Below are 12,909 nucleotides of genomic sequence, written 5' to 3'. Positions count from 1 at the left end.
GCCCTCAAAGCCCCATATGATGCGTGATCAGGTCGGGATCGGCGGAAAGCCGCGCCACGGGCACCTCGCCGGTGATCTTTCCGTTCTCGATGAAGGCCACGCGTTCGGCCAGGATTTCCACCATGTCGAAGTTCTGTTCGATCACCACGACGGTCAGCCCTTCCTCGGCGCAGATCATCCGCAGCTTCTCGGCGATCTCGTGCACGATGTTGGGCTGGATGCCCTCGGACGGTTCGTCGAGCAGAAGGAGTTTCGGCCTGCCGATGAGAGCGCGTGCGATGGCGAGCTGCTGCATCTGGCCGCCGGACATGGTGCCCGCCCGCTGGTTCTCGCGCTCCTTCAGGATCGGGAACCAGCCATAGATACGGTCCAGGTGGTCCATGCCGAGGCCGGGCTTGCCGATGACGCCCATGCGCAGGTTCTCCAGCACGGTGAAGTCGGCGAAGATCTCGCGGCCCTGCGGCACATAGGCCATGCCCATATTGCTGATCCGGTGGGCGGGCAGTCCGCCGATCTCGGCGCCGTCGAAGCGGATCTTGCCCGCCGACGGGCGGACCAGGCCCATCAGGGTCTTCGCCAGCAGGGTCTTGCCCATGCCGTTCCGTCCCATGATCGCCAGACGATCGCCGCGTTCCGCCCGCAGATCGATGCCCTTCAGCACCGACGCGCCCTTGCCGTAGCCTGAGACGAGCTTCTCGATCTCAAGCATGGCGATCCCCCAGATAGGCCGCGCGCACCTGCGGATCGGCGCGCACCTCGTCATATGTGCCTTCGTGCAGCACCTGGCCACGCATCATGACGATCAGCGGGCAGGCGAGCCCGCGCACGAACGCCATGTCATGTTCGATGACGAGGATGGCGGTATCGGTCTCGCGATTGATGCGGCGGATGAGATCGATGGTCGCCTGCGTCTCGGCGGCGGTCATGCCCGCCGTCGGCTCGTCAAGGAGCAGGAGCCGCGCTCCGCGGGCCACGAGCACCGCGATCTCCAGCCTCTGCTTTATGCCGTGCGGCAGTTGCGAGGCGACCTGATCCGCGTAGTCCGCCAATCCGGCGCTTTCAAGCCGCGCCAGCACGGCGGCGCGGTCGCCGCCCCAGCCAAGCGCACGCCAGAGACGCCCGTCCGTCTCGCGCGCGACCAGCGCGATCTCCATATGCTCCATCACCGTCAGGTCGGCCAGCACCCCCGGCACCTGGAACTTGCGTCCGATGCCCATGCGGCTGATCCGATGCGCCGGCAGGCCGCTGATGCGGACACCTTCCAGCTCGGCGGTCCCGCTGTCGGGGGCCAGTACGCCCGTCAGCACATTGAACAGCGTGCTCTTGCCGCAGCCATTCGGACCGATGATGCATTTGATCTCGGCGGCACCCAGCCCGAAGCTGACGCCCTGAAGGGCGTGGATGCCGCCGAAGCTCTTCTTGAGTTCCCTGACTGTCAGGAACATGCTTGCCGAGTCATCCTAGAGCGTGCACTGGTCCGGAGCCGTCACCTTGCCGATGTATTTTTCCATCGCAAGCGCTCCGCCCTGAACCGAAGCGATCAGAATGTTCAGGTCTACGTGAAGATCGCCGGCGCGCAACGTCACTTCGCCGTTGCCGGACATCAGCGACTGGCCCGGCAATGCCGCCATGACGGCCTTCTTGTCGTCGGTGTTCGCCTTCTTCACCGCGTTCAGGTAGAAGCGGGTCAGATTGTAGTGTGAATCCGCGTAGTAGGTGACTTTGGCTTTCTCGCCATATTTCGCCAGCTGCTTGGCCACGAATTCCTTCGCCTCCGGACGATCCAGCCCCTGCATGAACGGCAGCGGGGCGATGATGCCCTCGGCCTCGTCGCCGCTGAAGCCCGGCAGGTAATTTTCGTTGAAGCCGAGGAACGAGATGCCGACCTTGCTCTTCAGGCCGGAACTCGCCATCTGCTTGACGAACGTCACGCCATCGGCGCCCGGCAGGGTGAGGATGATGAAGTCGGCGCCGGATTCCTCGATCTTGCGCAGCGTAGGCGCAAAATCCTTCGTTCCGAAGGGCGTGTATTCCTCGCCCGCGACAGATCCGCCGGTGGCCTCGATCTTCGCACGGATCGCCGCGTTCATCTTCTGCGGCCACGTATAATCGGCTCCGAAGAGATAGATCTTCTTGGCGCCCTTGGTCTCCGCGAGGAACGGGATCAGCGGCTCCACGAAGTGGGCAGGCACGGCCGAATAGCACGCGATCCACGGGCTGCAGACGCCGCCCTCGTAGTCGGTGGCGTAAAGCAGCGGCGTTTCTCCGCGCTCGATGGTCGACTTGATGGCATCGCGGTTGGCGCTGGTGACGGGCCCGACGATCGCGTTGACCTGATCGCGCCGGATGAGCTGGGTTGCACGTTCCACGGCGGTGCGCGGGTCGGTCTTGTCGTCAGCCTGCACGATCTCGATCTGGCGGCCCAGCACGCCGCCGTCGACGTTATATTCGTCCACGGCCATCTGGACGCCCTGCATCCCCTGCTCGGCGAAAAGCTCGAGCCCGCCCGAGAAGGGCAGCAGGACGCCCAATTTGAAAGTCGAAGCCTGGGCTCGCGCGATCATCGGCGCAGCGAGGGGCGCGAGTACCACGGCGCCCATTCCGCCGAGGAAGCGTCGACGTGACGCCAGACCACCAAGTGTCACTTTTCCGTTCCGGTTCATGGCTATTCCCTCTTGTCGTTTTGAATGCCGCCACCCGCAGGGTGGGCCGTCATGGACGGCTATCGGATCATTTCATGCGAATACAAACAGTCAACATATTTTTAAGCCGCCCCGGCGATTGCCCGAGATCGGTGCGGCGGTGAGGTTCGAACGACTGCGACCCTGCCTTTCCATCCGCTTTTCATGAGGGTCCCGCCGGGTTGATCGCGGAACGCGTCGTTCCTCGTGGCGACGATGCGCGGTGCGGCTTGCATTCGCGCTCCAGATCGTTACCAATCATACGAACTGCAATTTGATGTGAGCGGAAGGAGGGGCCCGTGGCCGAGATCCAGATCCGGAAAATCCTTGTTCAGGTTGAGGAGATCTTCCACGAGGGCGGGCCCGCCGCCGCCGTGCCGCCACGGCGCGCAGCCGTGCTGGCGGTGACCACCAATCCCTTCGCCGGACGTTATGTCGAGGACATCCAGCCGTTCATGGCGGACCTGAAGCCACTGGGCGCCATGATGGCCCGCCGTCTGCTGGATGCTCTCGGCGGCGATCCGGCGCGCGTCGAGGGCTATGGGAAAGGCGCCATCGTCGGCACAGCCGGCGAACTGGAGCACGGCGCGCTCTGGCACAACCCCGGCGGGTACGCCATGCGCGAGCTGCTGGGGGAAGAGCGCAGCCGCGCGATCGTGCCGTCGACGAAGAAGGTCGGCGGGCCGGGCACGCGTATCGACATCCCGATCACCCACACCAACGCTTCCTATGTCCGCAGTCACTTCGATGCGATCGAGGTCGGAATTCCCGATGCGCCCCGCGCGAACGAGATGCTGCTGGTCCTCGCCATGACCACCGGCGCACGCGTCCATTCCCGCTCCGGCGGCCTTGAGGCTTCCCAGGTCAGCGGCAAGGACGGACTGAGATGAAGGCTCCCGTCCGCCGCATCGTCACCTTCGTCGAGGAAACCGCCATGGAGGCGGGCAAGGCGATCTCGCCGCCGACCCGCCGCGCGGTCGCGGCCGCCGTCATCAGCAACCCGTTCGCGAGACGTTACGTCGAGGATCTCACGCCGCTCATGGAGATCGGCGAGGAGCTCGGCGAACTGCTTACCGCGCGTGCGATCGCGGCGCTCGGTATCCCCGGCGATCGCGTGGAGAGTTTCGGCAAGGCCGCAGCCGTGGGCGAAGACGGTGAACTTGAGCATGCCGCCGCGCTTCTGCACCCCCGTCTCGGCGCGCCTGTCCGTCGCCTGCTGGGCAAGGGCGCCGCGCTCATCCCGTCCTCGAAGAAACGTTGCGGCCCGGGGTCGCCTTTCGACCTGCCGCTCGGCCACAAGGATGCAGCCAAGGTGCGCAGCCATTTCGACGGCATTGAAGTGCGCATCCCAGACGCGCCGCGCGCCGACGAAATCGTCGTGGCGGTAGGGCTCACGGATTCGGGGCGACCGCTCCCCCGCGTCGGCGGGCTGCGGAAGGAAGACGTCAAGGGCGAGGACGGCCTCAACTGATCGTCAGCCGTCTTCGGCGGGAGACGGCATGCAGTAGATGCCGTGCAAGGTTTCCAGGATGCGCTGCACCTCCGGCGACGCGAGGTGATAGTAGATTTGCTTGGCCTTGCGTCGCGTGTCCACCAGTTTCAGGGCGCGCAGCTTGCTCAACTGCTGCGAAATGGCCGACTGGCTCATCCCGACCTGCGCCGCGAGATCGTTGACGCTCACTTCGCCTTCCAGCAGGCGACACATGATCCGAAGCCTGTTCTCGTTCGCCATCGCGGCGAGGAGGGCGGCCGCGTCGCGCGCATTGGCGTCCAGTTTCTCGGTGTCAATAGCTAGCATCTTTCGCATCATCATCTGATGGACTTTTCATAAGAGTCGGCTTCCGACCGGAGCGCGTCAAGGGCGCCCGACGGTCATTCCATTCCGGCGGCTACAATCGAACCGGGGTCTGCCTGCGTCTGACGGGCACTTTCCACACATCGACGCACGACGATTGCTCTTGCATTTCATGGAGCATCCCTATACATGAACACATCATCATATGAAAGGAATTTGTGATGACGCTCGACCGTACAGTTCTCGCCTTCGCCGGATGCATGGTGCTCGCATCCGTCGCGCTCTCCCTTTGGGTATCGCCGCTCTTCGTCTGGCTGACCGTGTTCATCGGACTGAACCTGCTGCAATCGTCGGTGACCGGCTTCTGTCCGGCGGCGCTCGTCTTCCGCAAGCTTGGCATCAAGCCGGGTTGCGCATTCTGAGGAGACGGAAGGTGCGCTTCTTCCTTGTCCTGGCCGCAACCTTCGCCGCCGATGCGGCGGTCGCCGGCACGATTGAGATTGCACCCGTCCGGACCACGGAGTGGAAGGCGGTCTACGGTCAGGTCGAGGCCCGGGACCTCGTTCCGGCGCGGGCCCGTATCGGCGGCACGGTCGTCCAGCTCATGGTCGGCGAGGGCGATGCGGTCGAAAGCGGTCAGAAGATCGCGATCATCAGCGACGACAAGCTCGCCTTCCAGGTGGCTGCGATCGATGCGCAACTGGCGGCGCTGAAAGCCCAGCTCAACCGGGCCGAGACCGAGCTTGCGCGCGGACAGGCGCTGGTGGACAAGGGCGTCATTACGGCTCAGCGTCTGGAGCAGTTGCGCACCGACGTCGAGGTGACCCGCAACCAGATCGCCGCCACAGAGGCGCAGAAGGCCGTCGTCCTGCAACAGCAGGCCGAAGGGGACGTGCTTGCGCCGCTTGCCGGGAAAGTGCTCACGACGCCGTTGACGCGCGGCGGCGTGGTCATGGCTGGCGAAGCGGTCGCCACCATCGGCAGCGGCGGCTTCTATCTTCGCCTCGCCGTGCCCGAGCGTCATGCAACCGGCCTGGAAGAGGGCGCCGCGATACGGGTGACGACGGATGGCGGCGAGATGACGGGCCGCCTGGCGAAGCTTTATCCGCAGATCGAGAACGGCCGCGTGGTGGCCGATGTCGATGTGCCGGGGCTCGATACGGCGTTCGTGAATGCGCGCGTGCTGGTCGAATTGCCGGTCGGGGAGCGTGACGCGCTCCTGGTGCCCGCGGCTGCGGTCAGCAGCTGGTTCGGCCTGGATTACGTGCAGGTGGCCGAAGGCGAAGCGACGGTCGATCGCGCAGTCGTCATCGGCGAAAGGATCGAACATGACGGCGTGCCGATGGTCGAGATCGTCACCGGCCTGACGACCGGCGACATGGTGGTCACGCCATGACGACACCGACACCGGCAGGGAAAACCGCTCTGGGCATAGCGGGCGGGCTGACGCGCATCTTCATCTCGTCGCCGCTGACGCCGCTCTTCCTCATTGCAGCCCTTGCCTTCGGTTTGATCGCGCTCGTCTCGCTGCCGCGCGAGGAGGAGCCGCAGATCTCCGTGCCGATGGTCGACATTCGCGTGCGCGCCGACGGCCTGCGCGCCGACGATGCCGTCAAGCTGATTGCCGAACCGCTCGAGACGATCGTGAAGGGCATCGACGGGGTCGAGCATGTCTATTCGCAGACCCGGGATGACGGCGTTCTGGTCACCGCCCGTTTCCTCGTCGGCACTTCGGCCGACGCCGCCGTCCTGCGCGTGCATGACAAGGTGCGGGCGAACATGGACCGCATCCCGGTCGGCGTACCCGAACCGCAGATCGTCGGCCGGGGCATAGACGACGTGGCGATCGTCTCGCTCACGCTGACGCCGAAGCCGGATGCGATGCCGGCCATCGACGCCGGCGCGCTGACACGGATCGCGCGTGAACTGCGGACGGAACTGGTCAAGATCGACAATGTCGGACTGACCTATCTGGTCGGCGAGGTCCAGGAGCGCATCCGCATCGCGGCCGATCCGGCCAAACTCGCCCTGAGCGGCGTCACTTTGCAGCAACTGGCGGCCAAGGTGCGGGGCGCCAATCGCGCCTTTCCGGCGGGGCGTGTCCGGGACGGAGGCGAGCAGGTGATGCTGGTCGCAGGCGAAACTTTGAAGACGCCTGCCGAGATCGGCAACCTGCTGGTGACGACGCGCGACGGGCGCCCTGTCTATGTCCGCGACGTCGCCACCGTGGATTTCGTCACGGAGCCCGGGGAGACCCTTGCTTCCACTGTCACCGGAGGAGAAGCCGGTCCGGTCCGCGTGCCGGCCGTCACGCTGGCGATCGCCAAGCGCGCCGGCTCCAACGCGGTGACGGTGGCCGAACAGATTCTCCACAGGGTGGAGGAACTGCGGGGACCACTCGTGCCGGCTGACGTCGTCGTGGAGGTCACACGCGACTATGGCGAGACCGCGAACGAGAAGGCCAACGAACTGCTTTACCATCTCGGCCTCGCCACCCTGTCGATCATCGCGCTGGTGTGGCTTGCGATCGGCCGCCGCGAGGCGATCGTGGTGGCGGTCGTCATACCGGTGACGATCCTGCTGACGCTCTTTGCGTCCTGGGTGATGGGCTATACGCTGAACCGGGTCTCGCTGTTCGCGCTGATCTTCTCGATCGGCATCCTCGTCGATGACGCGATCGTGGTCATCGAGAATATCGCCCGGCATTGGGGCATGCGCGGCGGAACGAGCCGTAGGGACGCCGCCGTCGCGGCGGTCGCCGAGGTCGGCAATCCGACCATCGTCGCGACGCTGACGGTGGTCGCCGCGTTGCTGCCCATGCTCTTCGTGTCCGGCATGATGGGGCCTTATATGAGCCCCATCCCCGCAAATGCGTCGGCCGCGATGATCTTCTCGTTTTTCGTCGCTGTCACCGTCACGCCGTGGCTGATGCTCAAGACGGCGGGCAGGATGCCGGCCACCACGCATGACGACCATGCGCATGGAGGCATGCTGGGACGCGTCTATGCCGCTGTCGCGCGCCCCATCCTCGCTTCGAAGCTGTCGAGCTGGCTGTTCCTGCTCGCCGTCGGTGTCCTGACCCTTGGCTCGCTCGGCCTCTTCTACACGAAGGACGTAACCGTCAAACTGCTGCCCTTCGATAACAAGTCCGAGCTTTCGATCACCGTCGATCTGCCTGAAGGCTTGTCGATCGAGGCGACGGATGCCGTAGCTCAGGACATTGCCCGGATCGTCACCCAGATGGACGAGGTCCGGTCGGTCCAGACCTATGCGGGTACTGCCGCACCTTTCAATTTCAACGGGTTGGTCCGTCATGCCTATTACCGTGCGGACCCGAACATGGGCGAAGTGGCGCTGAATCTCCTGCCCAAATCGGAGCGCGGCCGGTCGAGTCACCAGATCGCGCTGGACATCCGCGAGCGCATCAAGTCGCTTCCGGTCCCCGCCGGCACCAGTCTCAAGGTGGTCGAGCCGCCGCCCGGACCGCCGGTGATGGCGACGCTGCTCGCGGAAATTTATGGTCCGCACGCCGCCACGCGCCGCGGCGTCGCCGAAAAGGTCGAGGCGGCCTTCCGCTCGGTGCCGTTCATCGTGGATGTCGACAATTCCTACGGCGTGGCGGCGCGGCGCCTGCGGGCGACGGTCTCCACCGACGACCTCGATTTCTTCAAGGTCGACGAGAGCGACGTTTTCGATACGCTGGCCATCCTCAACGGCAGCACGACCATCGGCTACTCGCATCGCGGCGAGGGACGTCAGCCCGTCCCGATCGTGCTGGAACGGCCCAAGGCCGACCGGCGCATCACGGAAGATTTGTTGACGACGCCCATTCCCGCCAACGTCCTTCCGGGCGACAGGGGTGTGGTGGAACTGGGCGATGTTGTGCGGTTGGTGACGGAACAGTCGTCCTACCCGATCTTCCGTCACAATGGCCGTGCGGCCGAAATGGTGACGGCCGAACTTGCGGGCCACTATGAGGCGCCGCTCTACGGCATGCTCGCGGTCCAGCAGGCGCTCGACGCGCAGGACTGGACCGGTTTGCCCAAGCCCGCGATCGCACTGCACGGCCAGCCGGCGGACGACAGGGTCTCGACGCTGCTGTGGGACGGCGAATGGGAAGTGACGTGGGTGACGTTCAGGGATATGGGCGGTGCGTTCATCGTCGCGCTGCTCGCCATCTACATACTGGTGGTGGCGCAGTTCGGTTCGTTCAAGATCCCGCTCGTCATCCTGACGCCGATCCCGCTGACTTTCATCGGCATTCTCGGCGGGCACTGGCTGTTCGGCGCGCCATTTTCGGCGACGTCCATGATCGGCTTCATCGCCCTGGCCGGCATCATCGTGCGCAACTCGATCCTGCTGGTGGACTTCATCCGTCACGCATCCATGGAGGGGCGCACGCTGACCGACATATTGATCGAAGCGGGATCGATCCGCTTCAAGCCGATCCTGCTGACCGCGCTCGCGGCGATGATCGGCGCGGCGGTCATCCTGACCGATCCGATCTTCCAGGGGCTGGCGATCTCGCTGCTGTTCGGCCTGGCATCGTCGACGCTGCTGACGGTTCTCGTGATTCCGGCCATCTACCGGGTGCTGCGCAGCTAGAGCATTTCCTGTGACCGAGGTTCACAGGAAATGCTCTAGGCTGTAGTGACGATTTAGGGATTCCAGTTAAGTCGCAAATCAGATTCCATTCTGGCTTTTGGAGGTCAGTCATGGATGTGGATGGGCTGAGCAATGAACAGTGGCTGCGGATTGAGCCGTTTGTGCCGGGTGGTCGCAAGGGTCGACGTGGTCCACGCACCAACAACCGGCGCTTTGTCGACGCTTTGATCTGGATGGCCCGCTCGGGTGGACGCTGGCGTGATCTACCCGAGCGTTATGGCAACTATCAGACAGCCAAGCGGCGTTACTACCGCTGGATCGAGATGGGTGTGCTCGAAAAGCTGTTCGAGGCACTGGCCAAAGAAGCCGACCTCGATTGGGTCGCGATCGATTCCACCTCCATCCGCGCACAGCCCCAAGCCGCCGGGGCACGGCGGAAAAGGGGGGAGCGGACGCCCAGGGTCTTGGCCGTTCACGCGGCGGGCTAGGAACCAAGATCCATGCCGCCGTCGATGCGCTCGGCCTGCCGGTGCGCTTCGTGCTCTCGCCGGGCCACCGAGGCGATGTGATCTACGGCAAGGACCTGCTGGAAGGCCTTAAACCTCGCCACGTCATCGCCGACCGCGCCTATGACGCCGAGGCCTTCCACGACATCATTCTCGATGCTGGAGCTATCCCCGTCATTCCGCCAAGGCCCGAACGAAGGCGTCCTCACGCTTGCGACTGGCGCATCTACAAGGAACGAAACCTCATTGAGCGCTTCTTTGCCAAACTCAAGCAGTTCCGCCGCGTCGCAACGCGATACGACAAGCTCCTCGCAAACTTCCGAGGCTTCGTCCTCATCGCAGCCATAGCTATTTGGATCAGATAGTTAAATCGTCACTACAGCCTAGCACGAACCTTGCGGTCTACACCGACCGCGTGACGCCGCCGTCGACACGGATGTTCTGGCCGGTGATGTAGGCAGCGCCGTCCGAGGCGAGGAAGGCAATGGTGGCGGCGATTTCCTCTGCCGCGCCGTAGCGCTTCAGCGGCACGCTGTCCCGCCGTTCCTCCGTCGCCGGCAGGCTGTCGATCCATCCGGGCAGGACGTTGTTCATGCGGATGTTGTCGACGGCGTAGGTGTCGGCGAAGATCTTGGTGAAGGATGCCAGCCCCGCCCGGGCCACCGCCGAGGTCGGGAACATGGCGCCCGGTTCGAACGCCCAGGCCGTCGAAATGTTGATGATGGCACCGGACTTCTGCTTCTGCATCACCGGCGTCACCAGCCGTGTCGGGCGCACCGCGTTCAGAAAATAGACGTCGATGCCGGTATGCCAGTCCTCGTCGGTGATTTCGAGGATAGGCTTGCGCGGACCGTGGCCGGCGCTGTTGACCAGCACATCTATACGCCCCCAGCGGTCGAGCGCGCCGTCGACCAGGCGCTTCAGGTCGTCGTTCGACTGATTGGAACCGGTAACGCCGATACCGCCAAGTTGGGTCGCGAGTGCCTCGCCCTTGCCCGAGGACGACAGGACCGCCACGTTGAAGCCGTCGGCTGCGAGCCGCCTCGCCGCCGCCGCGCCCATGCCGCTGCCGCCTGCGGTGACAAGCGCCACTTTTCCTGCCGACATCTCAAACTCCATTTTTCATGATCTTGCGTTGTCGGCACAGCCTTACAATGTTCGGCCAGAACCCCATAGGCCTGCGCCTGAAACGTGGGCCGCTCCCGCATCGTCACGGCGTCCCGTGGCCATGTGCTCCATGATGGTCCGGACGATCACGCCTGCGCGGCGGCTTCCTCCACGGGTTTCCGGGATGTGCTCTTCGCGCGCTTGCGCGGCCCCAGCCGCTTTGGCGTTCCCTTGATCTTGACGGGTTTGGTGTCCGCAAAGCCGTTTTCGGCCGCTTCGGCCAGCGTTCGCGCGATGAAGTCGGCTCCCGTCGTTTCAGCCGAAAGCTCCCCCTGCGTCTCGTCCGGCGGCGGCAAATCCGGCATGAAAAGCCCGACGCGCAGTGCGGGTCGCATCCGCTTCAGCCGCCGCACGGCGTAGCGCGCCTGCGTCGAGGACGCCGCGTTAAGATAGGAGATGACCACGGTCTGCATCTCGCCAAGCGGCAGGCGGATGATGCTGTCGCTCGAAAGCTGCCTGTAGGTCGCACGGAAAATCCGTGCGCCCTGCACTTCGAGCACCTGGGCCAGCATAATGGCCGCGGCGTCGTCCAGTTCGCCGCGCCCGCCGATGCAAAGCAGCGATTTGCCCTCGCCGTCAGGCAGTTCGATCGTCGGATTTCCATCATTGTCCGTGCGAGCGTCTTCCTCGTCCGAATCCTCCTCTTCCTCGGCGGTCTCCTCCAGATCCTCGACCAGAGCACGGACCGACGAGGCGAAAAGGGCCTGACGCTCCTCCGCCATGACGCCTCGCTGTCGGTCCCGCTCGGCAAGAAGCAGCGCGGGAATGCCGACCTTCTCGTAGAAGTCGACGAGGTATTCCTCCTTCAGGAATTCCTCGGCATAGTCGGCAGCCTCGTCCGGGTCGCCGGCGAGCAGCCGCTGGTAGACGCGGGCATGCGGCTCCAGCACCGGCTCGTTGCCGAGCAGAACGTCGAGGAATTCGAACTGCGGAACGTGGCGTCCGAGAACGACCAGGCACACGGTCAACGGCGTCGACAGGACGAGGCCCAGGGGACCCCACAGCCAGCTCCAGAAAATGGCGGACACGATGACGGCGAGCGAGCTCAGACCGGTACGGGAACCGTAGAGCCACGGCTCCATCATGTTGTTGCTGATCAGTTCCATCAGGATGAAAAGGCCCGCCACCATCAGGACGGGCGTCCAGCCGGGCAGGGCGGCGAAGGTCACCAGCATCGGCAGGAACATGCCGATCGCGGGGCCGATATAAGGCACGAAACGCAGGACGAGCGTCAGCATGCCCCACAGGAAGGCATTGGGCACGCCGATCACCCAGAGTCCCAGGGTTATCGGGATCGCATAGGTCGTGTTGATGATGAGCTGCATCAGCAGATATTGCGCGACGCGCTTGCCGGCATCCTGCAGCGCCTCCGTCGTGCGGTTCAGGTCGCCAGAGCCGGCCAGACGGATGAAGCGGTCCCGCAGGTTCTCGCGCTCCATCAGCATGAAGATCACCAGAATGACGATCAGGCCGGCGGTCGCGAAGGGCTGGACGAGCGGTACCACTATGTTCTGGAGAATCTCCAGCGGCCCTTCGCTCGAAACCACCTCGACGGGGATCGGCTTCGGCTGGGGATCGACCGGCGTGGCCACCGGCGCTTCGGGAGCCGGCGTGGCCCGCAGTTCGGCGCCAACGCGTTCTATCGCTGCCGCGATGCGGTCGATGATGCCACCTTCTCCGCCGGCTGCCTTGAGCGAGCGTATCTTGCCGATGATGTTCGACTGATATGAAGGCACGTTCTGGGCGAGGGTCGTCACCTGCGCCGCGAGCAGAAACGACAGCAGGCCGATGATCGAGAAGGCGATGATCGCCGTGGCGATCACGGCGACGGGTCTCGGCGCGCCGCGCCGGCGCAGGAACGAGACGATCGGCGCAAGTGCGAAGGTGAGCAGCAGCGCGACCGCCAGCGGCAGCAGGACATCGCGTCCCAGATAAAGCAAGGCTGTCACGCCGATCAGCGTCACCACCGGCGGAACGGCGATCCTAGTATAGTTCTGGACCGTCATAGCAGGCCGGACGCCGCGCGACGGCTGTTCATTAGCCGGTGATGACATGGTGCGTTCCGGGCTGCGCCGGCCCCTCCTCCATAGGCTTTCGTCGCCGAGGTTCCGATCCCGAACCTTTCAGCTTCACGAATTAGAGCGCGCTGCGCGAA

The 12,909-nt window shown here is 64.6% G+C and carries 12 protein-coding genes; 6 read left to right on the top strand and 6 right to left on the bottom strand.

What is annotated here, in order from left to right; all coding sequences use genetic code 11:
- Positions 1–4: 4 nt before the first annotated feature.
- The 3 genes from M9955_03010 to M9955_03000 are packed head-to-tail and all read right to left on the bottom strand — an operon-like array spanning position 5 to position 2,600.
- Positions 5–709 (bottom strand): ABC transporter ATP-binding protein, encoded by a 705-nt coding sequence (locus M9955_03010; protein ID MCO5080611.1) that lies wholly within the window; start codon positions 707–709, stop codon positions 5–7.
- A complete protein-coding gene (locus M9955_03005) occupies positions 702–1,445 on the bottom strand; it encodes an ABC transporter ATP-binding protein (GenBank protein ID MCO5080610.1) in 744 nt (247 codons plus the stop codon). The genes M9955_03010 and M9955_03005 overlap by 8 nt, the downstream gene beginning before the upstream one ends.
- Positions 1,446–1,460: 15 nt before the next feature.
- Positions 1,461–2,600, bottom strand: coding sequence for a substrate-binding protein (locus M9955_03000; protein MCO5080609.1), 1,140 nt, complete (start codon positions 2,598–2,600; stop codon positions 1,461–1,463).
- Between the two features lie 380 nt (positions 2,601–2,980).
- On the opposite strand from M9955_03000, the gene M9955_02995 reads away from it, so the two are divergent.
- Positions 2,981–3,571, top strand: coding sequence for an amino acid synthesis family protein (locus M9955_02995; GenBank protein ID MCO5080608.1), 591 nt, complete (start codon positions 2,981–2,983; stop codon positions 3,569–3,571).
- Entirely contained in the window at positions 3,568–4,152 is a 585-nt protein-coding gene (locus M9955_02990) for an amino acid synthesis family protein (protein ID MCO5080607.1), read from the top strand. Before M9955_02995 ends, M9955_02990 begins: the two co-directional genes overlap by 4 nt.
- 3 nt (positions 4,153–4,155) lie before the next feature.
- On the opposite strand, the gene M9955_02985 is transcribed toward M9955_02990, so the two are convergent.
- Positions 4,156–4,491 (bottom strand): metalloregulator ArsR/SmtB family transcription factor, encoded by a 336-nt coding sequence (locus M9955_02985; GenBank protein ID MCO5080606.1) that lies wholly within the window; start codon positions 4,489–4,491, stop codon positions 4,156–4,158.
- Between the two features lie 206 nt (positions 4,492–4,697).
- On the opposite strand from M9955_02985, the gene M9955_02980 reads away from it, so the two are divergent.
- The 4 genes from M9955_02980 (at position 4,698) to M9955_02965 (ending at position 9,952) form a co-directional block, all read left to right on the top strand.
- Positions 4,698–4,898, top strand: coding sequence for a DUF2892 domain-containing protein (locus tag M9955_02980; protein MCO5080605.1), 201 nt, complete (start codon positions 4,698–4,700; stop codon positions 4,896–4,898).
- A gap of 11 nt (positions 4,899–4,909) precedes the next feature.
- Positions 4,910–5,872 carry an efflux RND transporter periplasmic adaptor subunit gene (locus tag M9955_02975; GenBank protein MCO5080604.1) on the top strand — a complete coding sequence of 321 codons (963 nt, stop codon included), beginning with the start codon at positions 4,910–4,912 and terminating at the stop codon, positions 5,870–5,872.
- Positions 5,869–9,081, top strand: coding sequence for an efflux RND transporter permease subunit (locus tag M9955_02970; GenBank protein MCO5080603.1), 3,213 nt, complete (start codon positions 5,869–5,871; stop codon positions 9,079–9,081). Before M9955_02975 ends, M9955_02970 begins: the two co-directional genes overlap by 4 nt.
- A gap of 110 nt (positions 9,082–9,191) precedes the next feature.
- Positions 9,192–9,952, top strand: a protein-coding gene (locus tag M9955_02965) for an IS5 family transposase (GenBank protein MCO5080602.1) whose coding sequence is annotated in 2 segments (ribosomal slippage) — positions 9,192–9,519 and positions 9,519–9,952 — 762 coding nt in all. Because the reading frame shifts where the segments join, the coding sequence is not laid out codon by codon here.
- Positions 9,953–9,989: 37 nt separating this feature from the next.
- Here M9955_02965 and M9955_02960 read toward each other — a convergent pair.
- Positions 9,990–10,694: an SDR family oxidoreductase gene (locus M9955_02960; GenBank protein MCO5080601.1), complete on the bottom strand. Its 705-nt coding sequence runs from the start codon at positions 10,692–10,694 to the stop codon at positions 9,990–9,992.
- A gap of 146 nt (positions 10,695–10,840) precedes the next feature.
- Positions 10,841–12,808, bottom strand: a complete 1,968-nt coding sequence (locus M9955_02955) for an AI-2E family transporter (GenBank protein MCO5080600.1) — start codon at positions 12,806–12,808, stop codon at positions 10,841–10,843.
- Positions 12,809–12,909 lie beyond the last annotated feature (101 nt).

It is taken from the genome of Rhizobiaceae bacterium, assembly GCA_023953845.1.
Taxonomy (GTDB): Bacteria; Pseudomonadota; Alphaproteobacteria; order Rhizobiales; family Rhizobiaceae; genus Arvimicrobium.
Note: the sequence above shows the minus strand (reverse complement) of the source record. Positions and strands in the feature narration are given on the sequence as shown.